Here is a 26,038-nt window from a genome sequence, read left to right on the forward strand (position 1 = left end):
CTGACGGGCTGCACCATGTCCCGGGACGTCACTCCGCTGCAATGAGCGACCAAGATGCATGCCTTGCGGGCAAGGCTCCGCATTTCACCAAGAACCTGAAAGGAACGACTGTGCAAAAATTCGTGACGATTGGATATGGAGACCGTGAGGGATACGAGCGCACCGCAAAGGCCGTTCGAGACGCAGCCCATGCGCACGACGCGAAGCTGCAGAAAGACGGAGCGTTGATGGGTATCGCGGGCGCTCCGGTGCAAGTGAGAAATCCCGACTCCGCTCAGGTTGAAACGGCCGATGGCCCGTTCATGAAGTCGTCGCTGCCGGTGGCTGGCTTTTCCATCATCGAAGCCGCCAATTTGGCTGAGGCCGTGGATATGGCGTCACGAACTCCCTGCGCCGTTGCACATGGCGTTGTTGAGGTGTGGCCGCTGAAGTTGCTGTCATAGCCCGCACGTCATCCGACATTTTCTGATCTCTGGGGGGCACTTCGGGCCGTGTAGACAGTCAGCACCTGGACTGGCAACTCGAGAAGCCGACCTCATGGGCCACCTGCGGACAGTCCACGATCGCCCCAAGTTACAGGCTAGCATTTTGCAGTCAGGTGGAATCATCTGACGTCCGCATAAATGCTGAAAAACAAGCAGATAGAGCGGGGCAGCGTTTCCATGAAACGATGAACCGGTCTAGCGGCTAGCGTTGGAAAGTGAGGTGGATAGTGCCGCTCGGTGCCGTTTCTGCCTTGGCCGTGTAGCCGGCTTCCAGCCCGCGCAGATCGTCCCACAGGCGGATGCCGCGCCCGAGCAGAATCGGCGTGATGGCAACATGAAGGCGGTCGACAAGGCCAGCTTTGAGATAGTCGCGAACGACGGTAGGACCACCGCCTATCCGCACATCCTTGCCGTTTGCGGCCCTCACAGCCTGCTGGAGCGCATCGGTAAGAGTGGCATTGAGGAAGTGGAAAGTGGTGCCACCAGCCATTTCTATCGAGGGCCGTGGAGTGTGGGTGAGGACGAATACCGGAACCCGGAACGGTGGCTCGTCGCCCCACCAGCCGCGCCAGTTCGGATCGTCGGGATAGTTGTGGAGTCCGAACATGCCGGCGCCCATAATCTCGGCGCCAATGCCGGCGAAATAGTCTTTCGCGTATGCGTCGTCGACACCGGTGGTCCCTGCTCCCGTGGTATCCTTGAGAACGCGCTCACGGAACGTTCGCGTTGCAGCATATGCGCCGACGAGGCGCGGCCAGTCCTCGCCGAACGGGTTTTCGGGTGTCTGGTCCGTCGTTGTCGCGAAACCATCGAGTGATATCATGAGGTCGACACGAACTGCCACTGGGTTCTCCTTGTGGGTGATTGCATAACCGCCCGATTGAGCGGCTCTTGATACTAAGGCAAGTGCCTTTCTATCCAATGCTTGATACTAAGGCAATTACCTTTTTGTCCTTGACCGGCGCCCCCCGCCATTTTACTGACGCTCATGCCTTACCATTCGACACCGCTCGACCTCGCTTTTCACGCCCTCAGCGACCCGACCCGCCGCGCTGTGGTGTCGCGGCTGGTCGAGGGCGAGTTGTCGGTCAGCGCCCTGGCCGAGCCTTTCGACATGGCGCTGCCCTCCTTCGCCCAGCATCTCAAGGTGCTGGAAGAGTGCGGGTTGATCGCCAGCGAGAAGCGCGGGCGCAGCCGCTGGTGCCGGCTGGTGCCGGCGCGCTTCGACGAGGCCGCGGATTGGATGGAAGCGGAGCGCCGGCGCTGGACCGAGCGGCTGGATCGGCTGGAAGTCTATCTGGACAAGACTTGAGAGGATGACGAAGGACATGGCAAACCTGTTTGAGACCTGGTCGCTCGATCGCGAAATCGTGCTGGTGAAGCTGCTCAACCACCCACGCGACAAGGTCTTCGCCGCCTGGATGGACCCCAAGGCGCTGGCCAAATGGTACGGCCCGGCCGGCCTCAGCATCGAGACCCACGAAGCCGATATTCGCGCGGGCGGGGTCTGGCGGTTCGACATGGTGGGCGTGCTCGAGGGCAAGGAGCAGCGCTTCCCAAGCCTGATGCGCTTTCTCGAGATCGTGCCGAACGAGCGGATCGTGATGGACTATGGCACGCCCGACGCCGACGATCCCGACCGTTTCCGCGTCACGGTAACGTTCGATGAGCAGACCGACGGCAAGACGGTGCTGACCTTGCGCCAGCTCCACCCCAGCCGCGAGCGGCGTCAGGTGGTCATCGGCTTTGGCGCGGTGGAATACGGGCTGCAGACACTGGACGGTCTCGCCGCCTGGCTGGACGGCTGAGGCCCTGGCCGTTCGGTGCCGCGCGCGCCAGTTGGCGATGGCCGAGGCGTGGTACGGATCGAGCTGCGCTCGATCGCGCAGGTCAGGGCTTGAGGGAACAGGATGACCACACACGATGTCTGCTGCCAAGCGGCCGCAATCTTGATCTGCACGACAGCATAGGGTGCGCAATAAGAGCAGTCCTGCCGTCCTTCCGGGTGTGGGAACAGTTCACACCCGCACGGGCAGCGCATGCTTCCCGAGCATCATATGGACACCCTTGTGCTGGTTGACGGTCTGCGTGATGTGCAGGTCGCCGGCGATGCTGCACAGCATGTAGGCGTCCTCGGGAACGAGGCCCGCGGTCTCGCCGAGCAGCGCGATCATCCTGACGAGGGCCTGCTCCGCACATAGGTCGAGATCCGGGCCCGTGGCCATGGTGACCAGATGCGTCGGCGTCTCGGCTCGCGGGAAGTCGATGGAGAGGTCGTCGCGAAGGACAAATTCGAGCTCAGCCTGGAGCGCGGTCTCGATGGCCGTGAGGCAGACTTCGCCATCGCCCTGCGCGGCATGGCCGTCGCCGCAGGAAAAGAGGGCGCCATCGACCAGGACCGGCAGGTAGAGCACGGTTCCGGCGACGAGCTCCTTGTTGTCGAGATTGCCGCCGTGAAGGCGCGGCACGAGGGACGTGATGCGCTGCCAGTGCCGCGGCGGAGCAACACCCATGACGCCGAGGAACGGATGGAGCCTGAGCTCGCCGCCCCAGGGAAGGGAGGCCATGCGCCGCTCCCGGTCGATGGGGATATGGACCGTGCGCTCCTGGTCGAAATGCTGGGGCAGGGTGCCGAGCAGCGGGCGGATGAGCATGTAGCCCCAGTCCTGCCGCAGCCGGATATCGTGGATGCGCACCTCGAGGACGTGGCCGGGCCTGGCGCCTTCCACGGCTATGGGCCCGGTCAGGATGTGCGGCCCGAGCGCGCGCTCGGTGTTGGCGTGGATCGCGGCCATCTCCGGGAGAATGGCGAAGCCGCTTCCGGGCTGTACTTCCGGGCCGCCGGACACGGTGTCGATGACCACCCGCTCGCCGCTGCGGACCTGCAATACCGGCTCGCGGGCGCCGTCGAAGAAGCCCCAATGGCAGGTGGACGGCGTCGTCTTCAGGTGATGTCGATGCTGCATGATGCTCCTCCAGCCCGGTTTCCCGGCGTACTGACTTAGACAATCTGGCCTGGGAGGGAAAGGTGCGGGGAGGGGCGGTCGCGGCTCGGCAGCCTGCCGCGGCCGTCACGACCAGTCGGCGAAGGAGTTCGCGGCGGGAAGTTGGCGTTGCCTTGCGGCAGCCCTGTACCGGCGTGGCGGCTTGCCCGACATCCGCTTGAAGATGCGGCTGAAACTGGCCGCTTCCTCGAAGCCAGCAGGGCGACGGTTTCGCAGATCCGCAGGCCTAGGCTTTCCAGCATGCGCTGCAGGATCACCCGGCAAAAGTACAAGTATCTCTCCAAAAAGTCTATTTCTGCGCCGTTGGCCGTAGGCTACCTCTTGCAAAGCCGTGGGAGCAGATGCGGGCGGTTGCGCCGCGCGTCCAGGAACGGCGAACGGAGGAGAACGACATGGGCATGTATTCCCGCAGGACAATCATGTGCGCTCTGGGGGTCGCCGTGGCGATGACCGGCGCCTGGGCGCCCGGTGCGGCGGCCGAGGAGCGCAGTTCCGTCAAGATCGGCTACGCGATTTCCAAGTCCGGCGCCAATGCCGGCGGCGCCGGGATCACGACGATCCCAAACTACCAATTGTGGGTCAAGGAGGTGAACGAGGCCGGCGGGCTGGAGCTTCCCGACGGATCGCGGCTGCCGATCGAAGTCGTTGAATACGACGACCGATCCTCCTCGGAGGAAGTGGTCCGCGCCATCGAGCGGCTCGCCACGCAGGACGAGGTGGACTTCATCCTGGCGCCCTGGGGCACGGGCTTCAACCTTGCCGCGGCGCCGATCTTCGACCGTTTCGGCTATCCTCAGCTTGCCATCTCGTCGGTCACCGACCGCGCCCCGGAATTCGCCAAGCGCTGGCCGCGCAGCTTCTGGCTGCATGGCGGTGGGAGCGACTATGCCCAGGCGCTGGTCGATATCCTCGCCAAGGCCGCCGATCAGGGCACGATCAACAAGCAGGTCGCCATGATTTCGGTTGCGGAAGGATTCGGCATCGATCTGGTCAACGCGGCACGGCCGGCCTTCGAAGCGGCGGGCTTCGAGATCGTCTACGACAGGACGTATCCCCCCGGCACGACCGACTTCACGCCGATGATCAACGAGGCGGCGGCGACGGACGCGGATTCCTTCATCGCCTTCTCCTACCCGCCGGACACGTTTGCGCTCACCCAACAGGCGCGGGTCGCGAACTACAATCCGAAGGTGCTGTATCTGGGCGTGGGGACCCAGTTCCCTTCCTATGCGGCGGCCAATGGCGAGAACGCGGAAGGCATCATGGGGCTCGGCGGCACGGACGTCTCCAATCCGAAGGTGATGGAGTACCGCAAGCGCCACGAGGAGGTCATCGGCGCGGGGCCCGATTATTGGGGCAGCGTCGTCACCTATTCGGTGCTGCAGATGCTGCAGGAGGCGATAAAGCGTGTCGGCCTCGACCGCGGCGCTGTCACGGAGGAACTTTCCACCGGGACCTTCGAGACCGTCGTGGGGGAGATAAAGCTGCAGGACAACCAGCTGCGCGACATGTGGTGGGCCGGTCAGTGGCAGGACGGCCACTTCGTCGCGCTCGCCCCCGCCGATCGCCCCGGCGCATCCGAGCCCAGGCTGCCGAAACAGCCCTGGAAGCCCGCCAACTAGAGATTTTTGCAGCCAGGTGGACATCATCTGACGTCCGCATAAATGCGGAAAAGCAAAGAGATAGACCGGTTCAGCGTTTCCATGAAATGCTGAACCGGTCTGGGACGGCCCGACGGGCCCGGCCGCAACGGCCGGGCCAAGGGCGTATGCTATCCTGCGAGAGGCCGGCAACCGCGCCGCGGGCCAGGCCGCGAGGAGACTTGGAATGCCAACCACAGCAATCGTATCCGGCCTGGTGCTTGGAGGCACCTATGCGCTCATCGCCATGGGTCTGACCCTGCAATACGGCATCTCGCGCATCATGAACCTGGCCTATGGGGAAACGATCATCTTCTTCGCCTTTGCAGCCTTCCTTCTCTACAGCGCGTTCGGCATCAATCCGATCGCCGGGCTCGTCCTTCTCCTGCCGCTCGCCTTCGCATTCGGCTATCTGGTCTACGGCGTCATGATGCAGCCGCTGGTTCGGCGCTCGGCCCGAAGCGGCAATCTCGAAGTGGATTCCATCCTCGCCACCTTCGGCCTGCTGTTCGTCATCCAGGGGGTCATGCTGGTCTTCTTCGGTTCCAACTACACGAGCTACAACTATCTGAATGTCGGGGTGAACGTGCTCGGCGCGACGATCGCCGCCAACCGGCTGCTGGCCTTCGGGCTGGCGGTTCTGATCGGCGGGGTTCTCTATCTGGCGCTCACGCGCACCCGGTGGGGGACGACCATCCGCGCCGTTGCCGTCGCGCCCCAATCCGCGCCTCTCGTCGGCATCGACGTCAACCGGACGGCGCGCTTCGCCTTCGCGCTGGGCACGATGCTGGCCGCCTCGGGCGGGGTGATGATCTCCATGTACCAGACCTTCACCGTCTCGATGGGCGTGATCTTCACCATGAAGGCGCTCGTCGTCGTCATCATGGGCGGGCTCGGCAACCTGCTGGGCGCGCTCGTCGCCGGCCTGCTGCTCGGGCTCGTGGAAACCTTCGTCGCCACCTATATCGACCCCGGCCTCACCCTGGCTGCCACCTATCTCATCTTCCTGTCTGTGCTGTTGTGGCGTCCCGCAGGCCTGTTCGGCAAGGCGACGCGCTGATGGTCCGCGCGCTTCTCGCCGTCATCTTCTTCGCCGGCGCCCTGGCGGCGCTCGCTTGGCTGCCGACGCAGTTCGGCGCCTATGGCGTCGGCCTTCTCCTGGGCATGACCGGCTATGTGACGCTGGCGAGCGCCTGGGCGCTCTTCTCCGGTCCCACCCGCTACGTGTCGTTGGCCACGGTCGCCTTCTTCGGCATCGGCGCCTACACGGTGGCGGTGCTGAGCGAAACGCTGCCCTATCCGCTGATCCTGCTCGTCGCTGCGGCGGTCGGGCTCTGCGTGGCGCTCGTGGTGGGGCTGGCGACGCTGCGGCTTGCCGGCGTCTACTTCGTCATCTTCACCTTCGGTCTCGCCGAGCTCATCCGCCAACTCGTGACCTGGTACGAGGTCAACATCACCGGCACGCTCGGCCGCTATATCTTCCTGCCGATCAGCGGCGAACAGATCTACTGGCAGCTGCTCGCCCTGGCGGCGGTGACGATCGGCCTCGGCTGGTGGATCGGCCGCTCGCGCATCGGCCTTGCGCTGAAGGTGATCGGCGACGACGAGGTGGTGGCGGCCCATGTCGGCATCAACATCGCCCGGGTAAAGCTCGCGCTTTTCGCGGTTTCGGCGACGATCATCACGCTGGTCGGGGCGATTCAGGCGCCGCGCTGGACCTATGTCGAGCCGTCGATCGTCTTCAACCCGACGATTTCCTTCCTTACCCTCATCATGGCGCTTCTCGGCGGCGCCAACAGGCTCTGGGGCCCGCTGCTCGGTGCGGTGCCGCTGTTCCTCCTGTTCGAATGGCTGAGCGCCAATTTCCCCAACCACTATTCGATCATCCTCGGCCTGCTCTTCATCGCGATCGTCTTCGTCATGCCGCAGGGCGTGCTGGCGATGGTCGAACGAGGTTGGAGCCGCGTCGGGCAACGCGGTCGCAAGGCGGAGCCCGCGGGCACGGAGGCCGCGCAATGACCGCGCTCATCGAGATCACCGGCCTGCGCAAGCAGTTCGGCGGGCTGACGGCGGTGGACGATGTCAGCTTCGTCGTCGCGGAGGGGGAGATCGTCGCGCTCTTGGGCCCGAACGGATCGGGCAAGACGACGGTGCTCAACATGATCTCCGGCGCCCTCGCGCCGACTTCGGGTGCCATCCGCCTGGCGGGGGAGGAGATCGCGGGTCTTGGACCGCACCGCATCGCCCACAAGGGCGTCGCCCGGACGTTCCAACTGGTGCGGATCCTGCCGTCGCTGACGGTCGGCGAGAACGTGATGGCGGCGCTCGCCTTCCGGCACCCGCCGGTCTGGGGCGGGGCCGCGGAGGCGCGCGTCGAAACGCTGCTCGAAGAGATTGGCCTCGGCGGGCGGGGCGCCGAGCGCGCCGACAACCTGACCTATATCGACCAGAAGCGGATGGAGCTCGCGCGGGCGCTCGCGGCCGAGCCCAGGCTTCTCCTCCTCGACGAATGGCTGTCGGGACTGAACCCGACGGAGCTGCAGGTGGGTATCGAGCTCATCCTGTCGCTTCGCCGGAGCGGCATGACCGTCCTTCTGGTCGAGCACATCATGGAGGCCGTGCGGGCGCTCTGCAGCCGCGCGGTCGTCATGAATGCGGGCCGGACCATCGCCGACGGTCCGACCGAGGCGGTGCTGGCCGATGCGGACGTGATCCGCGCCTATCTCGGGGAAGACCATGCTTGAGATCAGCCATCTGTCGCTCCGCTACGGCCGCCATCTGGCGCTGGACGAGGTGTCGGTGACGGTCGCGGCCGGGGAGACGGTCGTCATTCTCGGCGCCAACGGTGCCGGCAAATCCTCGCTGCTGAAGGCCGTGGCGGGACTGGCGGCGCCCAGCGGCAGGAGCCGGATCACGCACGAAGGACGGTCCATCCTGGGCAAGGCCGCCCATCTCGTTCCCGAAACGGGCATTGCGCTGGTGCCTGAAGGGCGGGGCGTGTTCGGCGAGCTGACGGTGGAGGAAAACCTGCTGCTTGGCGCCAATCCGCGCCGGGCGCGCGCCGGCGAAGCCGTGCGGCGCAAGCTGGTGTTCGAGCTGTTCCCGCGCCTTGGCGAAAGGCGCAGTCAGCTCGTACGCACCATGTCGGGGGGCGAGCAGCAGATGGTGGCCATCGGCCGCGCGCTGATGAGCAACCCGCAATATCTGCTGCTCGACGAGCCGAGCCTCGGCCTCGCGCCGATCGTCGTGAAGGAGCTGTTCGCGGCCTTGCGCGGCATCAAGGAAACCGGCGTCGCCCTCCTTCTGGTGGAGCAGAACGTATCGATCAGCCTTGCCATCGCCGATCGCGGCTACCTGCTCGAAGCCGGCAGGATCGTCGGCGAAGGCAGCGCGGCCGCACTCAAGACGGACCCGGCGGTGCAGAACGCGTTTCTCGGCGCTGCCACAGGGCATTAGGTGTTTGATCCTGCAAGTGATGGAATCGCGTTATGTGGTGATCCATCATGGAGGAAACGCCTGTGGGACTAAGCACCTAGCGCGATGTCGTGTACGGTCCAGGTGACCAGCGGCGTGAGGAAGCGGGTGTCGAGCAGCTCGGCCAGATCCCTGTGGCGGTTGGCGCCCGGCGCGCGATCGACAAGCGTGCCTCGGCGCGCTGCATCGAGCAGCCCGGCCGCATGGGCCGCGCTGCCCAGTGCCAGGGCTGTGGGCGTGTCGCGCCCGCCCGTCGATCCGACGCGCAGCATGACGGAGCGCTCAACCAGAGCAGTGTGGCGAAAGCCGCGCGCCGAGACGAAGATCAGCACCTGGTCGTCGCTTATTTTCGGCAAACCATTGCGCAGCACCGTCATCAGCAGGTCGCGCCGCTGGCGCAGGCCCAAATCATCGAGCAGAAACGATATATAGTCGAGATGGCCGGGATAGCGGATGGTGCGGAAGACCAAGTTGCGCACATTCTGGCCGATCCGTTCGATCAGCGTGCTGACGCCGCCCGAGGTGCAGAACGCTTCATAGGCGATGCCGTCGAGAACAAAGTCCTCTTTCTGCGACAGCGGTTCGAGCATGACGCGCTGGCCGTCGACGATCGCTTCGCAGGGCGCGGTGTATTCGGCCAGCAGCCCGTCGAGATTCCAGATCAGACCGTAGCCAAGGCGGTTGGTCTGTTGGCGCGGGATGGCGCCGACGCGGATCGTCAGGTCGACGGCGCCGCGAAACGAACCGGCGAGACTGGCGGCGATCTCGTCGACCAGGCCCGGCGAGACACCGCAACCGCTAAGGAAGAAGCGGTCCGCGGCGAGGTTGGCGCGCTGTGCCTCGGTCTTGGCGCTGGCATTCGAAAAGTCGAGATAGTGCGCCCCCGCCAGCATCGCGGCGGCGGCGACCTTTGGCGTCAGCGGGTCGGGCACGGCGGCGACCACCACATCCTGGCCGGCGACCAGCCGGCGCAGTTCCTTCATCTGGCTGGCATCGACATGCTGGACGGCAAAGCCCGAGCTCTCAGCGCGCCGCCGCGCTTCTTCCGTTGAATCGGCGAGCAAGATCGACCAGTCGCCGCCTTGCCGCAGCATCTCGGCCAAGGCGAGGCCGACACTGCCGGCGCCGACAATGGCGATCTTCAGCGGGAGTTGGATGGCCATGGCTGCGAACCGCTAATGGTTGAAGCGCGACACAAAGGCCTTGAGCCGTTCGTTCGATGGATTGCGAATGGTCTCATCCGGCGGGCCTTCGGCGACGATCGTGCCCTCATCGAGAAACAGCACGCGGTCGGCGACGTCGGCCGCAAAGGCCATTTCATGCGTGACGATCGCCATGGTTATGCCGTCGTCGACCAGCCGGCGGATGACGGCGAGCACTTCGCCGACCAATTCCGGGTCGAGCGCGCTGGTCACCTCGTCGAGCAGGAGCACCTCCGGGCGCATGGCCATTGCGCGCGCAATGGCGACGCGCTGCTTCTGTCCGCCGGACAGGTGGTTGGGATAGGCATCGCGCTTTTGCGACAACCCGACCTGCGACAGCAGATCGAGGGCATGCGCCACGGCTTCCGCGCGCGGTGTGCCGCAAACGACGATTGGACCCTCGGTGACGTTTTCGAGCACCGTCTTATGCGGGAACAGATTGAAGTGCTGGAACACCATGCCGACATGGCGCCGCAATGTGCCGATGCCGGTGCAGTCGCCGGCGTCGCGGAACTCTCGCCCGATGGTCTTGCCGTGGAAGTGGATTGTGCCGGCGGTCGGAATTTCCATCATGTTGAGGCATCGAATCAGGGTCGACTTGCCGGATCCCGAAGGGCCGATCAGCGCGACCACCTCGCCGCGCGCCAGCGTCAGGTCGACCCCCTTCAGGACTTTCAGCGCACCGAAGGATTTGCGGATGCCGCGCGCCTCCAGCAGCGCCTCGGCATTCATGGCGTTTCCGTCGGGCTCTCGTTCGATCGTCATGGTGTTGTCCTGCATGGCTAGTCGCTCACCCGGAGGCGGCGCTCGATCAAGTCGGCGATCTGCGTCAGGGGAAACAGCACGGCAATGTAGAGCAGTGCCATCACGGTGTAGGATTCAAGCGGTCGGTAGGTCTGGCCGTTCACGACGGCGGCCATGTAGGCAAGGTCGGCCACCGAAATGACCGACACCAGCGAGGTGTTCTTGAACTGGATCACGGACTGGTTGATGAAGGAAGGCAGCATGCGCTTCAGTGCCTGCGGCATGACGATGCGCGTCATCGATTGCATCGGGCTCATGCCGATCGCTGCCGCCGCCTCGCGCTGGCCGCGGTCGATCGACAGGATGCCGCCGCGAAAGATCTCGGCATAGAACGCGCCGACATAAAGCGACAGGGTCAGCATCGCCGCGACCCGGTTGTCGATGCTGACACCGACCAGCAGCGGAAAGGCGTAGTAGAACCACAGCAATTGCACGAGCAGCGGCGTGCAACGGAAGATCTCCTGATAGAGACGCGCGATGAAGCTGAGGCTCTTCCAGCCGGAAAGCCGCGCTCCGCACGTGATCAGCCCGATGACCACGCCAAAGGCGATCGATCCGGCGGTGTAGACTACGGTCAGCCAGAGCCCGTAGAGAAAGAGATCCCAATACTGCCACAGGACATCGAAGTTCCATTTGTACATCTGCGCTTCCCTTCTGGTCAGGCCGGCGGCGTGGCCCGCATCGGCAAGGTGCAGGGTCGCCGCTCTGTCATTGCCTACATCTTTTAATGTCCGCGCGAGGCCTCGCAATATCAGGCTTCGCCCTGAGCTTAGCGCATTTCTTGGAAGAGATTTCCGTTCTGGCGGAAGCGATCGATGATTTCGGCCAACCGCTGCAGATTGCCGGGGTCCATCTCGGCCATCGGCGCGCGCACTTCGGAACCCGCCAATCCGGCAAATGCCAGCGCCGCCTTGACCGGCCCGGGATTGGCCTCAAGAAACATCGAGTCGGTCAGTTCCGCAATCTGGTCATGCAGCGCCAGCGCGCCGCGCCAGTCGCCGTCGTGCCAGGCTCGTACCATCGCCACCATCTCGACCGGCGCGATATTGGAGACGACGCTGGTCACGCCGACGGCGCCGGTCGACAGGAACGGAATCGTCAGCGCATCGTCACCGGAATGAATGACGAAATCGGTGCCGCACAGGCGCCGTATGCGCGTCACCCGGTCGACCGAGCCGCCGGCTTCCTTGATTGCAACGATGTTGCCGTGGCGCTCGCGCAGTATCGCGCAGGTTTCCGCCGCGATCTCGATGCCGCAGCGGCCCGGCACGCTGTAGAGCATGATCGGTAGCGCAGTCGCCTCAGCGACCATCGCGTAATGGCGCAGTAGGCCGGCCTGGGTCGGTTTGTTGTAGTAGGGCGTCACGACAAGCAGGGCGTCGGCGCCGGCCGCTTCTGCGCGCCGTACCTTGTCGACGGTCGACGCGCTGCTGTTGGAACCGGCGCCTGCAACGACGAAAGCGCGGCCGGCGGCGCTGCGCGCCGTGCGGCGGATCAGATCGTCGGCTTCGGCGTCGCTCAGTGACGCGGCCTCGCCGGTCGTGCCGACCGGCACCAGTCCGGCGATGCCGGCCGCGAGCTGCCGCTCAACCAGGGCATCGAAGCTTGCATGGTCGATCGCGCCGCTCTTGAACGGCGTCACCAGTGCGGTGAATACCCCGCGAAATCGATCCAGATCATATGAGTCCATTGTCGATCTTCCTTTTGAAGCTTTGGATCAGGAGGTGCCAAGCGCGTCGGAGAGGCTGTAGCGGCCAGGCCCGGGGGCCTTTTCGACCAGCCAGCGCGCGGCGGCGAGCGCGCCTTCGGCATAGGCGGCGAGCGTGTGGACGCGGTAGACGAAGCTTGCCTCGGCCGAACCGAGGTCGAAGCGGATCTCCGCCACGCCGACGACATCGCCTTCGCGCCGCACGAGGATCGGCGGCGGGCCCGCGTCGAGGCCACACGCCTGGGTCCGGCGGGTCCGCAATTCGGCGGCGAGCCGCAGCGACGTGCCCGATGGCTCGGCCTTCTTGCGAATGGGATAGGTCTCGGCAACCGTCGGTTCGGCGCCGGGCATGATGGCCGCGAAGCCTGCCGCAGTTTCGAGGAAGGCCTCGAAGCCTATTGCGAAATTGGCGCTGACCAGCAGAGGTCGGACGCGCGCATAGCTGCTCAGCTGCGCCTCCTGCGTCGCCGTGAAACCCGTCGTGCCGACCACGATCGGGATCGGCTTGCTGCCGCACTCCGCCTGCAAGGCGAGCGCGGCGGCCGGGGTCGAAAAATCGATCATGACGTCGCAATGGCTGTTCATGGCAGCGTCGGCCGGCCGGTATTCGACGCTGCCGCCGGCGACCGCCATGCCGACATGGCGCGATCCCGGCGACACAATCGCCGCCGCAAGTTCCAGTCCCGGTCCGGCGAGGATAGCCTCCACCAGTTTCGTTCCGACCCGCCCGGCCGCGCCGATTACTGCGATGCGCATTGCTTCGCGCCCCTCAATCGATCACGACCTTGGTTTCCGACATTTCGCGCAGCGTGATGCGGACGCCCTCGCGGCCGAGCCCGCTCGACTTGATGCCGCCGAACGGGACATGCTCGGCGCGGAAGTCAGGCCCCTCGTTGATCATCACACCGCCGACCGCGAGGTCGCGCGAGAACTGGCGGATCAGGGCATGATCGTTGGTGAAGACACCGGCCTGCAGCCCGTACACGCATTCATTCACTTCCGCGATCGCCTGTGCCGCGTCCGAAAAGCGGCGGATCGCGATGACCGGACCGAACGTCTCCTCGGCGATCACAGGCGATTTCGGCGCTACGGCGTCGATGACCGTCGGCGCGACCAGGGTGCCGCTACGCGTCCCACCAATGAGCAGACGGGCGCCGCCCGCCAGCGTCGCGGCAACGCGCTTTTCAATCAGCTCGGCCGCGGCCTGGTCGATCACCGGACCCATCGCGGTGTCGGCCAATAGCGGATCGCCACTGCGCACCGCCGCGACCGCCGGCAGCAAGCGCTCGAGGAAGGCATCGACAATGTCGCGATGCAGGTAAAGCTTCTTCACTGCGGCGCAGCTCTGGCCTGCGATCTCGAAGCGATGGCCAATGGCAGTTGCCACGGCAGCGTCGAGGTCGCCGTCCGGCATGACGAACAGCGGGTCGTTGCCGCCCAGTTCCATCAGGCAGCGGATCAGGCCGCTGGCATTCTTGAGCGCCAGGCCGGCGGTTGGCCCACCGGTGAAGCTGAGCAGGTCGATCGGTGCGCGCGCCAGCGACATGGCGGTCTCGGCACCGCCGTGGACGATCTGGAACAGGCCGGCAGGAAAGCCGGCGTCGAGGGCCAATTCAGCCAGCCGCGTAGCCGCGAGCGGCGCTTTTGGCGATGGCTTCGCCACGACCGCGTTGCCTGAGGCGATCGCCGGCCCAAGCTTGTGGCAAAGCAGGTTGAGCGGATAGTTGAACGGCGTGATCGCGCCGACGACGCCGACCGGCTCGTAGGTCACGATGGCGCGACGGTCGACGCCGCCCGACACGATGCCGCAATGCAGCACCTCGCCATCGAGGAAGGTTGCGGCATCACCCGAGAGCTTCAACGTGGTCTGCGCGCGGCGCACTTCGTTGCGAGCCTCGGTAATCGTCTTTCCAACCTCTTTGGCGATGATCAAGGCCAGTTCGTCGGCATGGTCGGCGATCTTGCCGGCCAGCGCGTCGAGCAGCGCGCGACGCCCATGCGGCATCGAGGTGCCAAAGGCGCGCTGGGCCGTCTTTGCCCGTGCCACGGCGCTTGCCAGCTCGGTCGCACTGGTCTGGGCGATCTGCCCGACCAGCGAAAAGTCGAACGGATTGCGGACATCAATCGCAATGGTCGAGCCAGTGTGGATGGCGGCAGCGGCAAGCGACATGGAAAACCTCATTCTGTCGGATGATTTGTGTCGGCGGTGGGGGTTTCCGTCGCCGCGAGGGAAGCGATTGAAACCGGGCGCAGCGGCCAGCGGCTGCCGGTCAGTTGCTCGATATCTTCCGGCACCGATGCGGAGCGCGACGCTGCCGTGATGGCCATCACCGAGTCAGCGCAGAAGCGTCCCTGGCAGGCGCCCATGCCAAAGCGTCCGTTGAGTTTGATCTCGCGGGGGGACAGGCCTTCCTGCCCGAGGAGCCAGCGCAGATCGCCGACCGTCTTGTTCTCGCAACGACAGAGGATCGTGTCGTCGGCGAGATGCCGGGGATCGTTGGCCAGGTTGACGGGCCGGAAAAGCTCGGACAGCAGCGCCTGCGCCATGCGCTGTCCCGCCACGCGCCGGCTGGAACCGTCGCGTGCGATCTTGCCGCCACGCAGTGCAGCGATTACGGCATGGGCGGCGCGCCGGCCGTCGGCCTCCGCGGCGATGGCGCCGAGCGCCTCGCGGCAATCGCCGGCGCGTACGATCAGCGGCCGGCTGTCGATCGCATCACCGGATGCGGGCAGGCCGAAAGCATTGCAACGGATGCCGTCATGCAGGGCGATCCAGTCGACGCCGATCTGCGTGGTCCGGCCGCCGCGATCAACGATCGTGGCGAACAGGGTCTCGCCGCGTCGCTCGATCGCGGTCAGCGCGGCGGCGCGGCGCCAGGGAACGCCCGCTACCGCCAGCCGGGCGAGATGGCCAAGAGCCTCGGACGCGATGTGTGGATGAGCGATGAGACCGAGGGCGGCACCCGGCCGACGCAGCGGATCCCCGCTCTCGATCACGGCGACAGGCGGGTTGCCGAGCTTGGTGAGTTGGGCTGCGAGCGCTATCGGCAGCGGTCCGTTGCCGGCAATCAGGATACGGCCGCTCGGCACACGGCCGGTCTCCTTCATCATCACCTGCATGCCGCCGGCGGTCGTTACGCCGGCCAGTTGCCAGCCGGGGCGGGGCGCGATGCGCTCAACCGCGCCGACAGCAAGCACCACCGCGGCGGCACGCACGGTCCTGACCGTGCCGGCTGCCCGATCTTCAAATAGGGCCAGACCGTCGGAATCGATGCCGAGGAAGATGTGCCGGGTGCGCTGGACGATGTCGGCATGGGCCAGCGATTGCGACAGGCGCTGCCATTGGGCGCCCAGTGCACGCGGCAGGCCGGCCGCGGGGGACCCATCGGCGGGCTGGCGATGAATGGCGCCGCCAAGACGCGCGCTCTGCTCGCAGATCTCGACCCTGATCCCGGTCGCCGCCAGTTCGACCGCTGCGGCCATACCGGCCGTGCCGCCGCCGACGACCAGGACATCGCAGCGATGCTCTTGTGGCCGGCTCATGCGAGCGGCTCGAGTGCGGCGATGACGGCGCCGTCGCGGGCGGGCGTCAGGCAGGCCTCGACGATCCGCCCGTCAGCGCGCACGAGGCAGCTCTGGCATGCACCAATACCGCAGAAATAGCGCAATCCGGCGCCGGCTCCGTCACGTCCTAGATCGCCGATGCCAGCACCCGCCAGCGCGGCGGCGATCGTCTCGCCGGGGCGGAACGATATTGTCTGGCCCTGCCAGGTGAATTGTCCAGATCTCATGCGTCCTGCCTCCGGAGGGCGAAACGGCCCGGATCGAATGGTGCCAGATCGATCTCCGGCGTAGCGCCGGTCGCCATCTGCTGCACAAGCCTGCCGGCCAGCGGGCCGAGGCAAATGCCGTCGCCTTCGAAGCCGGTCGCGACGATGAGATTTTGCAGGCCGGCAGCACGGCCGATCAGCGGCAGGCCATCGGCTGTGGCCGTCCTGACGCCGGCGAAGGCGCGGATCAGGCGCAGCTGCGCCAAAGCAGGCATCAGTCGCAGGGCGTCGGTCAGCAATCGTTGCACCGCAGGAAGGTCGTTGCCGGAATCGGCGCGGTCTTCGCGTGTGCCGCCAATCAGGAACTGGCCGGTGCGCAATGGGTCGATAACCAAGCCGTAGCGCCGCTCAGTCGACCGATCGGGGGTGCCGGTCGTCGCCTTGCTGAGCAGATAGCCGCAAGACATCAGTGAGCCGTGCAGCGAGACGTTAAGGGCCGGCGCCCGGTCAGTAACCAGCAATTGTCCCTTGCGTGGCCGCAAAACGCCGTCGAGACCAAGCAGAGCCGCGGAACCGGCGCCTGCGGCCAGGATGAAGATATCCGCGTGCAGGGTTCCCTGATCCGTGACCACACCGTCGACGGCCGTTCCCCCGAATGCCAGCGCGAGCCGGTGCACAGGGCAGGCGCGTTCGACGGCGACGCCTCCTGCCTCGATGAGCCGATTGACGATCTGGTAGCCGATCGCGTGGCCTTCGCCATGAACTTCGACCGCCATTCGGACGCCGGGCGCGATAGCCGGAATGCGGGCGCGCAACGCCGCGCCGACATGGCGCTCGACCGTTACGCCGGCGTTTGCGAGGGCCCCGGCATGCCCGTCGAGCACGGCACTTTCGGCCTCGGTTTCGGCGACCATCAGCGTCGGGCGCGGTGTGAACAGCCCGGCGAGGACACCCTCGCGCTCAAGTTCGCGGTAGAGCGCCACGCCGGCCAGCGCCGCGTCCATCATGGCGCCGGGACGCTTGCTGGCGACCGACACCGCCCCGTCCGCCGCGCCGCTGGCGCCACTGGCAGGGGCGACGGTTTCCAGCAGCCGCACCGAAAATCCCGAACGGGCGAGGAAATATGACGCCGCCGCGCCGACAATGCCGGCGCCCACCACAATGGCTGATTTCTGTTGCCGACGTCCCATGCCAATCCTGTTGCGCCGATGCGCGCTTGTGTTGGCCGGGATTTTCAGCGCAGGGTAACGTTCTGTCGATGCAAGAACGCGGGCGTCTCTGCCCATGATATTTGTATGGGCCCGATTTCAGGCTCGGTGCACTTTCGTCAGGATCACAGAAGGCGCGCAGTCCGAACATGGCCAGGATCAACCTCACGCTCATCCAGACATTCTACGAGGTCGCCCGCAGCGGCTCGTTCTCCGGCGCGGCGCGCGAGCTCAATCTCAGCTACCAGTCGGCGGCCAATCATGTGCGCAGGCTCGAGCAGATCCTGCGCGACAAGCTGATCGAATCCGAGCAGGGCGCCAAACGCATCGCGCTCACGCCGCGCGGACGCGCGCTCTACAACCTGCTGCATCCCGAGCTCGACGTCATGCTCGAACGGCTGGCCAAGCTGATGGAAAACCAACGCTCGGCGCTACGGGTCGGCATGCCGCAGGCGATCTTCTATTATCTCTTCCCGAAGGTGCTGAAGTCCTTCAGGATCGACAATCCCGATATGGAGATTGCAGCCTACGAGCGCGACACGGTGCTGGCCGAACTGGTCAAGAACGGCAGTCTGGATATCTGCCTGTCAGAACGCTATTTCGGCGATCCGGTCGTGCCGCAGCGCCTGCTCGGCAGCTACCAGCTGAGCCTTGTCTATCCTTGTTCATGGGGCCCGGCGCCGGCGCCGGCGGACGTACCTGCCTGGGCTCAGGGCCGACCCTTCGTCACCTATGAACCTGGCCAGACGCTGCGCAATCTGGCTTTCGATTTTCTTGGCCGCGACGGCGCGGCGGCGCAGCCCTCGATCTCGACGTCGGGAAGTTCCAGCGTCAAGCGCTGCGTGGTAGAGGGACTGGGATTCGCCATCATCCCCTCCTGGTGCCTGAACGAGGCGGATGACCGGGTGACCAGCGTCAAGCTCGTCAATCTGCCCGAGGTCAGGGTCTATTTCGGCAATGCCGAGTTTCTCGACAACAATCCGAGCGTACGCCAGCTCTACGATGCCTGCCGCAGCGAACTGGTCGGCAGCGTCCTTGATGCGCCAACCTCCGACTTGGCGCTGCACGCGTTCTGACGTCAGCGGGGCAAGCGACCTACAAAAAATGAGATAAGTCGCGACGGCTCTCTAGCATTGTTCTCTATCTCCGCTCGACTACGCTCTCCTCGACCGGCGCGCTGGATTTTCGAGACGCCGCAAGAACAAGCATTCAGGGGAACATTGGAGATATGCACATGAAGATTCTCAGAAGCGTTATTGTCAGCGCCATGATTGCGCTCGGTCTGTCGAGCGGCGCGGCACAGGCGCAGAGCACGGTCGACGAGATCAAGGCGCGCGGCGTGCTGCGCATTCCCGGCATCCTCAACGAGGTGCCTTATTTCAACAAGGATCCGCGCAGCGGCGATTGGCAGGGGTTTGTCATCGACATGGCGTCCGACATCGCCAAGCTGCTCGACGTCAAGCTGGAAGTGGTCGAGTCGAGCTGGGCGAATGCCATTCTCGACGTCCAGAGCGGCAAGGTCGACATGGCGTTCGCTGTCACCGCGACCCCGATGCGGGCCCTCTCTGTTGATTTCTCCGCGCCGACCTATTTCAACTCCTTCATCATCATCTCGGCCAAGGACGAGCTTGAGGGCAAGACCTGGAGCGAACTGAACGACGCCAAATATACCTTTGCTGTGGACCTTGGCTCGGCGCAGGACCTGATCACGCAGCAATATCTGCCCAAGGCAAACATCCTGCGCTTCAAGACGCGCGACGAGGCCATCGTCGCGGCGATCGCCGGCAAGGCAGACGGTCTCGTCAACACGATGCTGAACGGTCTCGTCATGACCAAGAAGACAGCCGATATCGGGAAGGTCATGGTGCCGACTCCGGTGCTGTCGACACCGTCCGTGATTGCCGTCAACTATGCCAGTGACGAAGTGTTCAAGAGCTTTGTTTCCGGCTGGGCCGAATACAACCGCCGCATCGGCAACAACCAGACCTGGATCGTGAAAAGCCTCGAACCTTTCGGCATCACCTTGGAAGACATGCCGGTCGGTTTCGGTTTCGGCGGCTAGCATAAAGTCCCGAATAGAACAGATGAGTCTCGACCGCCCTTCTTGGAGGGCGGTCTTCTCGTTGAACCGAGCTGGCTTGAAAGGGATTCAGCCATGAACTGGGGCGTATCGCGAAACGCCGGATCAATCTGCCCGGTCGCGTTCTCTATCCCGGCAACGGACAAACGATGGCCGGAATGCCGCGAGCTTTCGCTGTCATGGTCGATCATCTGAACTCCTTCGGTCGCGGGGCTCGGCCTCAAAGGCTCAACCGGCCATCTACAGGTCCATGGTGAAATAACAGGCGAAACGCTGCATGCCCTTGCGCTCGTAGAACCTGTGGGCGCTGTCTCTGCTCAGTGCAGAGACCAGGCGAATGTGGTTGCACTGCCGTGATCGCCCGTACTCGGCGATCCAGTCGAACAGCCTGCCGCCATATCCCTTCGACCGGGCCCCGTTCTTCGAGACGAAATCCTCGATCTCCAGATAGCGCCCCTGGTGCAGCCACTCGCCGATGCGAAGGCCGGCCACGCAGACGACATCGCCATCCTCGAGAAACGCCAATCGGTACCCATGGAGATCGCGAAGGCGTCCGATCTGCTTCTCGAACGCCTGGGCATCGAGATGCGGACGCAGTTCCTGCATGACGGGGAAGCAGGCGGCGATTTCGACCGGTGTCTCGGCGATCTTTATTCGTTCTGCCATCGGCTGGTCCTGTGAAAGGCGGCAGGCAATCGGGAGTAGCGCCAGCACAAGGGAAGGTCGGAGATCGGTGGTTAGTCGGCGCTGCTGGCTTGCGTGTCGAGAAACGCCGGCACGATGACGGACAGCACATCGGTCTGGAACGGCGTGGTGACATGGGAGGCGCCGGGCAGGATCGCCAGTTGCGAGCGCGGCAGTCCGGCCGGCAGGTCGCCGAAAACGTCTCCGCCGACCAGGCGGAAGAACCGGATCATGTGTTCGAGCGCCGGCAGGTCGGAATCGCCCGCGATCAAAAGCACCGGTTGGCCAAGCCCGGCGATCTGCTCGTCGGACAGATCCTCGATGTTCCTGTCCATCTCGGTCTTCTTGCGGAACAGGGCGTCGAAGTCCGGTTCGGGATTGAGCTCCATGTAGTTGGTGTGCCAGGGCGTGCCGTACATCATCGACGGCTGCATCTCGCCCAGCCCGTCCATCAGGCCGGCGCGCACGCCATCCAGCCGGTAGGTGGCCGACATGGGGATCAGCTTGCGCACCCGCTGTGGATGGTGGACGGCGATCAGCAGCGCCACCGCGGCACCAGTCGAATATCCGAGCAGGTCGAATTCCTCGATCCCCAGCGCATCCATGGCCGCAACGATGTCGTCGGCGAGGCTTTCCAGGCGCAGCGGCCGCGCGATGTCGGCGGTTCGCCCATGCGCCTGAAAATCGAAGCCGATCACGCGCCGCCCGGCGCTCAGGGCCGGCAGGATGGGGCCGAAGGAATTGTGGATCGACGAGAACGCGCCATGCAGCAGCACCAGCGGAACGCCGCCGCTGCCATGGCTTTCATGATACATGCCCAGGCCGTTCACCTCGACATAGCCGCTCTCGAACATCCGGCTCGGCGCCGCGTCGTTTGCGGAGGTCGCGGCTTGTGCGGCAGCCGGGGCTGCGATGGTCGTGGCTGCAGCGGCAAGAAACGTTCTTCGACGCATTCGTGGCTCCCGTTGATGGCGCTCGCGTGATTGTGTGTTCAAGACGTTCTGTGCCCGCAAGCGCCGACACTGCCGGTCGAATTTTGCGCGCAGCCGGGCAAGACCGTTGCCCGCGCACCGCTACCGTCCCATTCCGAGGCGCTATCGCAGCAGCGATTTTTCGGCTGCCAGCGCCAGAGCGATGATGATCAGCGCCGGACCGGCCCACTTGAGAAACCGGGTGTATCTGCCGCGAATTGACGCCGGCGCCGGCACCATTCCGAAACCCAGGCACGCCATCCACAGGCCGGCGCCGAACATGATGAATTCATCGATATAGTTGGCCATGGTCAGCTTCCTTCGCCGCTTCTATGAAGCGGGCGCTTTTTGTTTTGGATGTCCAGGAACATCGTTGTTGCGCGGCCCGCCTTCAACTACCTCCCTGGTAAATTCCATCACCCAGTTGCTTTCCCAGCTGTTGCCGCCGTCGGTCGAGAAGGCCTGGTCCCACACGGCCGTCTTCCCGGTGATCTTCGACCAGCGAAAGCGGACCGTCACCGGTGTGCCGTTCCATTGGTCCTCGCACTGGAAAATGCCGACGCCATCCCTGAAGCCGCCGCGCACCGGCACATCGAGCCGGTCAGGCGCCCGCGAATCCAGCCACCAGATCGACCACAGGCCCGTATCGGGATCGAGCGCGCGCAAGCCGACGCCGCGATAGGTGCCGTCGGCAGTATGGAAAACGTTGTCATCGACATTGCCGTGCCCGCCGAGCAATGGCCAGTTGATGCAGGTTCCCTCGAAGGTGAGCCATTCCGTGCTGCCCACCAGTCGTTCCTTGAGCTTGCGGTGATGGACCGTCCAGTGGCCGACGAGCCAATCCCAGTCGGTCGGGTCGGCGCGAACCTGATCATGCGTCATCTCTATTCCCTCCATCGCATTGCGGAAGGCTTTCAATAACAGCCTCACCCTGACATCCTTTGTCAGGGATTTTCTGCTAGCTTTCTTTTTATGCGAGCGCACCGCCTCCTTTCCATTCTCCTTCTGCTGCAGGTGCGCGGTCGCCTGAGCGCGCAGGCGCTGGCCGACGAATTCGAGGTCTCGGTCCGCACGATCTATCGCGACGTGGACGAGTTGAGTGCAGCCGGCATTCCAATCTACGGCGACAGCGGGCCGGGCGGCGGGTTCTCGCTTCTGGAAGGCTATCGGGCCGGGCTCACAGGGCTGACGTCCGAGGAGGCCCAGGCGCTTTTTCTGGCCGGCTTTCCGCAGGCGACCGATCTTGCGGGCCTCGGCGAGGTGGCCACCATGGCCAAGCTGAAGCTTCAGGCCGCCACTATGTCGCGGGGGCCGGCGGACAGCCTCGCAGACCGGATTCATCTGGACCCGACCGTGTGGTATCGGCAGCCGCCGCGGCCTCGTCACCTCGACACCGTGGCGAGGGCCACGCTCGAAGGGCAAAGGCTGCGGATCCGCTACGAAAGCTGGAAGAACAACGTGACGCGCACCGTCGATCCGCTCGGCCTCGTGCTCAAGGCCGGCATCTGGTATCTGGTGGCCGGGGCAAACGGCCATCCGCGCACCTATCGCGCTTCGGGAATAGCGGAGGCCGCAGCCATTGAGGAACCGGTTCGACGGCCAGCCGGCTTCGTGCTGGCCGATTTCTGGAACGCCAACCGCGAGGCGTTCGAGCGCAGCCTGAACCGGCTCTCGGCCACGATCCGTGTCGCGCCGGCGGGAATGCGTCGTCTCGGCATGCTCGGCAGCGCCATCGAGGATGCCGTGCGTGCCGCCGAACCCGATGGCGATGGCTGGCGGACGGCCGAAGTGCCGATCGAAAGCATCGACAACGCCGCCGAGCTTTTCCTTTGGTTCGGCGCCAATTTCGAAGTCGTTGCACCGCCGGAACTCCGCCGAAAGACACACGAGCTTGCGCTGGAGATCGCCCGCGTTCACCGGCCTGGCAGCGTCATAAAGCACCAGGAACGAGAGGGGTGATCTTGGCCTGCCCCTATGAGGTGGTCCAGTTTCGGTCTTAATGCATGATCTGCTTTCCGGCCATTGGCCGCGCGGATGAGTTCGGCAGTCAGGAAGGCAGTGCCTGGAGGTCATCTTCGATGATCTCCGAGATGGGCTTATGGAAGCGGATGATCTCGATCGGCTGGCCCGGCCGCATGATGCCGATGACCGTCTCGATATCGGGACAGCCATCGTCCCGGCAGGCGAGCTCGGTGAGCGAGACGACAACTGCCTCGTCCAGGTCAAAAAGTTCGCGCACCCACACCTTGATCTGCCGGGTCCTGTCCGGCAGTGCACGGCGTGGCGCGAAGGGGTTGGCGAGGTGGTTCATGCCTGTCTCCACTCCTCAATGCCGGCTTGGCCTTCCTCGATTTCAAGGGAGCCGGCCGGCCAACAAGGCTTTGGCCTACGCGGTGATCGTCACTGCGTCCGGTTCGGCCCGGCATTTGAGGAAGCCGTCCTCAATCACATCTTTCGGCAGGTTGCGGCCGATGAAAACGAGCCGACTGACGCGCGGCTCCTCGTCCTTCCATGGGCGCTGGTGATCGCCTTCGAGCAGCATATGGACGGCCTGGACGACGAAGCGGTCGTCGTCATCCTTGAAGGAGATGATTCCCTTCATGCGCAGGATGTCGATGCCGAAGCGCTGCGTGATCATCTGCACCCAAGGCAGGAATTTTCTGGGATCGAGCGGCCGCTCGGTCACCAGCGAAAAGCTCGTGACATGGTCGTCGTGGTCATGGTCGTGGTCTCCGTCGAGGAAGTCCGGCTCGAACTCAAGAACGCGATCGAGATCGAAGGCACCGCGATTGAGAACCTGGTCTAGGGGCACGTCGCAGCGCGTCGACTGCCTGATCGTCGCTGTCGGATTGATCTTGCGGATGCGGGCCTTGACTGAGGATAGTTCCTCAGGCGTCACCAGATCCATCTTGTTGAGAATGACGATGTCGGCGAATGCGAGCTGCTCCTGCGCCTCGTGAGCGCGATCGATCTCGCCGAGCAGGTGCTTGGCATCGACAATGGTGACGATCGCGTCGAGCTTGGTCTTCTGGCGCACCTCGTCGTCGACGAAGAATGTCTGGGCGACCGGTGCCGGATCGGCCAGACCCGTCGTCTCCACAAGGATGGCGTCAAAGCGATCCTTGCGGCGCATGAGGCCCTCGATGATCCGGATCAGGTCTCCGCGCACGGTGCAGCAGATGCAGCCATTGTTCATCTCGAACACTTCCTCGTCGGCGTCGACGATGAGGTCGTTGTCGATGCCCACCTCGCCGAACTCGTTGACGATGACGGCGTATTTCTTGCCGTGCTGTTCGGAGAGAATGCGGTTCAGGAGCGTCGTCTTGCCGGCGCCGAGATAGCCGGTAAGCACGGTGACAGGCGTTTGTTGGGCAGGTTGGGCGGACATGATCGGCTCCTGAGTTGTTTCGGTATGGTCAATCCGTCAAAGCACGCGTCAATTGGGCCGCGCCTGAGCGGAAAGTGTCTGCGACGAGCGAGGCGAGTTGCCTCAACGCCCGGCCTGCCTTGATTGGCTTGCCGTCGAGGGCGGCTTCAAAAAGCTGCCGCACCGGTTCCGGATCGATGCCGTCAGTGATGAAGACAAGACGGGTCTGGCGATCTTCACCGGGCCATGCGTCTAGGATGGTCGGAGGATAGACAGCGTGTTGGACGACATGGATGACGCGTGGCCGCTCCGGGTCGTCCCGGTCCAGCACCAGGCCCTTGACGCGCAGCAGGCGAGGGCCCGCCGACATTGAAAGGAGGCTAAGGAACCTGCCGAACGCATCGCGTCCTATGGGTTCGGCGCGGGTGATCGCGAAGGTACGGATTCGTCCGCTGTGGCGTGCCAAGCGAGACGCTTCGGATATGTTGGCCGCCGTTGGGCCGTGACCCCGGTCACTCCGGACAGCTTCCTCCAGTGCCAGCCATCCGACCACGTCATCGCCGAGCGAGGCGGGTGCGTAGGCACGTCGCTGGAAGAGAACGGCCGGATCGAAACCTGATTGGTGCGCATTGTCGATCGTGGCGGCTGGATTGAGTGTCGAAAGGCTTTCCTTGAGCCGCTCAATGTCCCGGACCGAGACAGGATCGCGCGCAAGATCAGTCTTGGTCAGCACAATACGATCGGCGAAAGCTACCTGTTTGGCCGCCTCAAAATGGTTCTCGATCGACAGCTCGCCGGCGATGATGTCGACGAGGTTGATGAGCCCGGCAAGCTCAAAGTTCCGCGCGACAAGATGGTCGCGCATGCCGAGCGCAGCCGCACCGCCGAGCATGAGTTGATTCACGAGCGGCGCTGGATCGGCAAGTCCAGTGGTCTCGATGATGACACGGTTGAAGGAAAATTCGCCCGCCTGCGCGAGGACGTGGAGCTCGTGCAGCGTCGAGCGAACGTCGCTGCCGACCGTACAGCAGAGGCATCCCGTTGTGGTACGGGCAAGCTGGGTCTTGCCGATACGCACGAGATCATGGTCGAGCGCGACATCGCCGAATTCGTTGATGATGATGGCGGTGTCGGCGAAGGTCGGATCTGCGAGAACGCGATTGAGAAGCGTGGATTTTCCAGCCCCCAGAAACCCTGTCAGGACGAAAACCGGCGTCTTATCCATTTGCGCAGCTCTCGCACAATCCCGAGAGTTCCACCGTGGTTGCTGTTGTGCGAAAGCCCTCTTTCCTGGCGAGCCGTCGCAGGATGCGGTCCAGCACTGCATCGTGGAATTCACTGGTTCGCCCACAGGCTCTGCAGATCGCAAAAGCCGCGTGACCATGATTGCCGCACTCTGCGTGTGTGCAAAGTGCGAAAGCGCTCAGGCTTTCGATCTTGTGGACAGTTCCATCATCGATGAGCTGTTCCAGGGCCCGGTAGACCTGGAGCGGGGAGCGTAGCCCATCATTGCGCAAAAGCTCGAGAAGTTCATAGGCCCCCATTGGCTTTTGCGCCCGCTCCAGGGCATCGAGCACGAGCTGGCGATTGCGCCCATGTCGGCGGTTGGCAGGCGCGATCACGGTAACAGCAGCGGTCAT

General features: G+C 64.5%; 31 protein-coding genes. 11 read left to right on the forward strand and 20 right to left on the reverse strand.

The window, feature by feature from the left end; genetic code table 11:
• Positions 1-41 precede the first annotated feature (41 nt).
• Complete coding sequence (locus tag AB843_RS11930; RefSeq protein ID WP_082143799.1) at positions 42-443, forward strand: YciI family protein; 402 nt, start codon at positions 42-44, stop codon at positions 441-443.
• A gap of 244 nt (positions 444-687) precedes the next feature.
• On the opposite strand, the gene AB843_RS11935 is transcribed toward AB843_RS11930, so the two are convergent.
• A complete protein-coding gene (locus AB843_RS11935) occupies positions 688-1,329 on the reverse strand; it encodes a dihydrofolate reductase family protein (RefSeq protein WP_048647070.1) in 642 nt (213 codons plus the stop codon).
• 144 nt (positions 1,330-1,473) lie between these two features.
• Here AB843_RS11935 and AB843_RS11940 point away from each other — a divergent pair, with 144 nt between their 5' ends.
• Both AB843_RS11940 and AB843_RS11945 read left to right on the forward strand, forming a co-directional pair.
• Positions 1,474-1,797, forward strand: a complete 324-nt coding sequence (locus AB843_RS11940) for an ArsR/SmtB family transcription factor (protein WP_048647071.1) — start codon at positions 1,474-1,476, stop codon at positions 1,795-1,797.
• A gap of 16 nt (positions 1,798-1,813) precedes the next feature.
• Positions 1,814-2,293 carry an SRPBCC family protein gene (locus tag AB843_RS11945; RefSeq protein WP_048647142.1) on the forward strand — a complete coding sequence of 160 codons (480 nt, stop codon included), beginning with the start codon at positions 1,814-1,816 and terminating at the stop codon, positions 2,291-2,293.
• A 210-nt stretch (positions 2,294-2,503) separates the two neighbouring features.
• Here AB843_RS11945 and AB843_RS11950 read toward each other — a convergent pair whose 3' ends face one another.
• Positions 2,504-3,451: an acetamidase/formamidase family protein gene (locus AB843_RS11950; RefSeq protein WP_048647072.1), complete on the reverse strand. Its 948-nt coding sequence runs from the start codon at positions 3,449-3,451 to the stop codon at positions 2,504-2,506.
• 431 nt (positions 3,452-3,882) lie between these two features.
• On the opposite strand from AB843_RS11950, the gene AB843_RS11955 reads away from it, so the two are divergent.
• From AB843_RS11955 to AB843_RS11975, 5 genes are all read left to right on the forward strand, one after another.
• Positions 3,883-5,112 carry an amino acid ABC transporter substrate-binding protein gene (locus tag AB843_RS11955; RefSeq protein ID WP_048647143.1) on the forward strand — a complete coding sequence of 410 codons (1,230 nt, stop codon included), beginning with the start codon at positions 3,883-3,885 and terminating at the stop codon, positions 5,110-5,112.
• Between the two features lie 205 nt (positions 5,113-5,317).
• Entirely contained in the window at positions 5,318-6,190 is an 873-nt protein-coding gene (locus tag AB843_RS11960; protein ID WP_048647073.1) for a branched-chain amino acid ABC transporter permease, read from the forward strand.
• Positions 6,190-7,149: a branched-chain amino acid ABC transporter permease gene (locus AB843_RS11965; RefSeq protein WP_048647074.1), complete on the forward strand. Its 960-nt coding sequence runs from the start codon at positions 6,190-6,192 to the stop codon at positions 7,147-7,149. The genes AB843_RS11960 and AB843_RS11965 overlap by 1 nt, the downstream gene beginning before the upstream one ends.
• Positions 7,146-7,874: an ABC transporter ATP-binding protein gene (locus AB843_RS11970; protein ID WP_048647075.1), complete on the forward strand. Its 729-nt coding sequence runs from the start codon at positions 7,146-7,148 to the stop codon at positions 7,872-7,874. The genes AB843_RS11965 and AB843_RS11970 overlap by 4 nt, the downstream gene beginning before the upstream one ends.
• Positions 7,867-8,586, forward strand: a complete 720-nt coding sequence (locus AB843_RS11975) for an ABC transporter ATP-binding protein (protein WP_048647076.1) — start codon at positions 7,867-7,869, stop codon at positions 8,584-8,586. The genes AB843_RS11970 and AB843_RS11975 overlap by 8 nt, the downstream gene beginning before the upstream one ends.
• A 68-nt stretch (positions 8,587-8,654) precedes the next feature.
• On the opposite strand, the gene AB843_RS11980 is transcribed toward AB843_RS11975, so the two are convergent.
• The 9 genes from AB843_RS11980 to AB843_RS12020 all read right to left on the reverse strand — a co-directional run bounded on the left by AB843_RS11980 (position 8,655) and on the right by AB843_RS12020 (position 17,278).
• The gene (locus AB843_RS11980) at positions 8,655-9,767 is read right to left on the reverse strand and encodes a saccharopine dehydrogenase family protein (RefSeq protein ID WP_048647077.1); all 1,113 of its coding nucleotides are present in this window, start codon (positions 9,765-9,767) and stop codon (positions 8,655-8,657) included.
• A 12-nt stretch (positions 9,768-9,779) separates the two neighbouring features.
• Positions 9,780-10,571 (reverse strand): amino acid ABC transporter ATP-binding protein, encoded by a 792-nt coding sequence (locus AB843_RS11985; protein ID WP_082143811.1) that lies wholly within the window; start codon positions 10,569-10,571, stop codon positions 9,780-9,782.
• A 17-nt stretch (positions 10,572-10,588) separates the two neighbouring features.
• On the reverse strand, positions 10,589-11,251 hold the full coding sequence (locus AB843_RS11990; RefSeq protein WP_048647078.1) for an amino acid ABC transporter permease: 663 nt from the start codon (positions 11,249-11,251) through the stop codon (positions 10,589-10,591).
• Between the two features lie 128 nt (positions 11,252-11,379).
• Complete coding sequence (gene dapA, locus AB843_RS11995; RefSeq protein WP_048647079.1) at positions 11,380-12,300, reverse strand: 4-hydroxy-tetrahydrodipicolinate synthase; 921 nt, start codon at positions 12,298-12,300, stop codon at positions 11,380-11,382.
• Positions 12,301-12,327: 27 nt separating this feature from the next.
• Entirely contained in the window at positions 12,328-13,074 is a 747-nt protein-coding gene (locus AB843_RS12000) for a 4-hydroxy-tetrahydrodipicolinate reductase (RefSeq protein WP_048647080.1), read from the reverse strand.
• 13 nt (positions 13,075-13,087) lie between these two features.
• Complete coding sequence (locus AB843_RS12005) at positions 13,088-14,488, reverse strand: aldehyde dehydrogenase family protein (RefSeq protein WP_048647081.1); 1,401 nt, start codon at positions 14,486-14,488, stop codon at positions 13,088-13,090.
• An 8-nt stretch (positions 14,489-14,496) separates the two neighbouring features.
• Entirely contained in the window at positions 14,497-15,861 is a 1,365-nt protein-coding gene (locus AB843_RS12010; protein ID WP_048647082.1) for an FAD-dependent oxidoreductase, read from the reverse strand.
• On the reverse strand, positions 15,858-16,109 hold the full coding sequence (locus tag AB843_RS12015; protein ID WP_048647083.1) for a 2Fe-2S iron-sulfur cluster-binding protein: 252 nt from the start codon (positions 16,107-16,109) through the stop codon (positions 15,858-15,860). The genes AB843_RS12010 and AB843_RS12015 overlap by 4 nt, the downstream gene beginning before the upstream one ends.
• Positions 16,106-17,278: an NAD(P)/FAD-dependent oxidoreductase gene (locus AB843_RS12020; RefSeq protein ID WP_048647084.1), complete on the reverse strand. Its 1,173-nt coding sequence runs from the start codon at positions 17,276-17,278 to the stop codon at positions 16,106-16,108. The genes AB843_RS12015 and AB843_RS12020 overlap by 4 nt, the downstream gene beginning before the upstream one ends.
• A gap of 167 nt (positions 17,279-17,445) precedes the next feature.
• Between AB843_RS12020 and AB843_RS12025 the strand changes: the two genes are divergently transcribed.
• Complete coding sequence (locus AB843_RS12025) at positions 17,446-18,372, forward strand: LysR family transcriptional regulator (protein WP_048647085.1); 927 nt, start codon at positions 17,446-17,448, stop codon at positions 18,370-18,372.
• 158 nt (positions 18,373-18,530) lie between these two features.
• Entirely contained in the window at positions 18,531-19,358 is an 828-nt protein-coding gene (locus tag AB843_RS12030; protein ID WP_048647145.1) for a transporter substrate-binding domain-containing protein, read from the forward strand.
• On the opposite strand, the gene AB843_RS25570 is transcribed toward AB843_RS12030, so the two are convergent.
• The 5 genes from AB843_RS25570 to AB843_RS12050 all read right to left on the reverse strand — a co-directional run bounded on the left by AB843_RS25570 (position 19,355) and on the right by AB843_RS12050 (position 21,913).
• Positions 19,355-19,567, reverse strand: coding sequence for a hypothetical protein (locus AB843_RS25570; protein ID WP_157384497.1), 213 nt, complete (start codon positions 19,565-19,567; stop codon positions 19,355-19,357). The two genes, AB843_RS12030 and AB843_RS25570, sit on opposite strands and share 4 nt — an antisense overlap.
• Positions 19,568-19,616: 49 nt before the next feature.
• Positions 19,617-20,042, reverse strand: a complete 426-nt coding sequence (locus tag AB843_RS12035) for a GNAT family N-acetyltransferase (RefSeq protein ID WP_048647086.1) — start codon at positions 20,040-20,042, stop codon at positions 19,617-19,619.
• 71 nt (positions 20,043-20,113) lie between these two features.
• On the reverse strand, positions 20,114-21,013 hold the full coding sequence (locus tag AB843_RS12040; RefSeq protein WP_082143800.1) for an alpha/beta fold hydrolase: 900 nt from the start codon (positions 21,011-21,013) through the stop codon (positions 20,114-20,116).
• 141 nt (positions 21,014-21,154) lie between these two features.
• The gene (locus AB843_RS12045) at positions 21,155-21,340 is read right to left on the reverse strand and encodes a hypothetical protein (protein WP_048647088.1); all 186 of its coding nucleotides are present in this window, start codon (positions 21,338-21,340) and stop codon (positions 21,155-21,157) included.
• A gap of 21 nt (positions 21,341-21,361) precedes the next feature.
• A complete protein-coding gene (locus AB843_RS12050; protein WP_206412868.1) occupies positions 21,362-21,913 on the reverse strand; it encodes a DUF1579 domain-containing protein in 552 nt (183 codons plus the stop codon).
• A 90-nt stretch (positions 21,914-22,003) separates the two neighbouring features.
• Between AB843_RS12050 and AB843_RS12055 the strand changes: the two genes are divergently transcribed.
• The gene (locus AB843_RS12055) at positions 22,004-22,990 is read left to right on the forward strand and encodes a helix-turn-helix transcriptional regulator (protein ID WP_048647089.1); all 987 of its coding nucleotides are present in this window, start codon (positions 22,004-22,006) and stop codon (positions 22,988-22,990) included.
• Positions 22,991-23,078: 88 nt separating this feature from the next.
• Here AB843_RS12055 and AB843_RS12060 read toward each other — a convergent pair whose 3' ends face one another.
• From AB843_RS12060 to AB843_RS12075, 4 genes are all read right to left on the reverse strand, one after another.
• On the reverse strand, positions 23,079-23,342 hold the full coding sequence (locus AB843_RS12060; RefSeq protein ID WP_048647090.1) for a hypothetical protein: 264 nt from the start codon (positions 23,340-23,342) through the stop codon (positions 23,079-23,081).
• Between the two features lie 75 nt (positions 23,343-23,417).
• Positions 23,418-24,419, reverse strand: coding sequence for a CobW family GTP-binding protein (locus AB843_RS12065; RefSeq protein WP_048647091.1), 1,002 nt, complete (start codon positions 24,417-24,419; stop codon positions 23,418-23,420).
• 28 nt (positions 24,420-24,447) lie between these two features.
• Positions 24,448-25,623: a CobW family GTP-binding protein gene (locus AB843_RS12070; RefSeq protein WP_053086125.1), complete on the reverse strand. Its 1,176-nt coding sequence runs from the start codon at positions 25,621-25,623 to the stop codon at positions 24,448-24,450.
• Positions 25,616-26,038, reverse strand: a complete 423-nt coding sequence (locus AB843_RS12075) for a Fur family transcriptional regulator (protein WP_048647092.1) — start codon at positions 26,036-26,038, stop codon at positions 25,616-25,618. Before AB843_RS12075 ends, AB843_RS12070 begins: the two co-directional genes overlap by 8 nt.

This window comes from Nitratireductor soli, from assembly GCF_001050155.1.
GTDB lineage: Bacteria > Pseudomonadota > Alphaproteobacteria > Rhizobiales > Rhizobiaceae > Nitratireductor > Nitratireductor soli.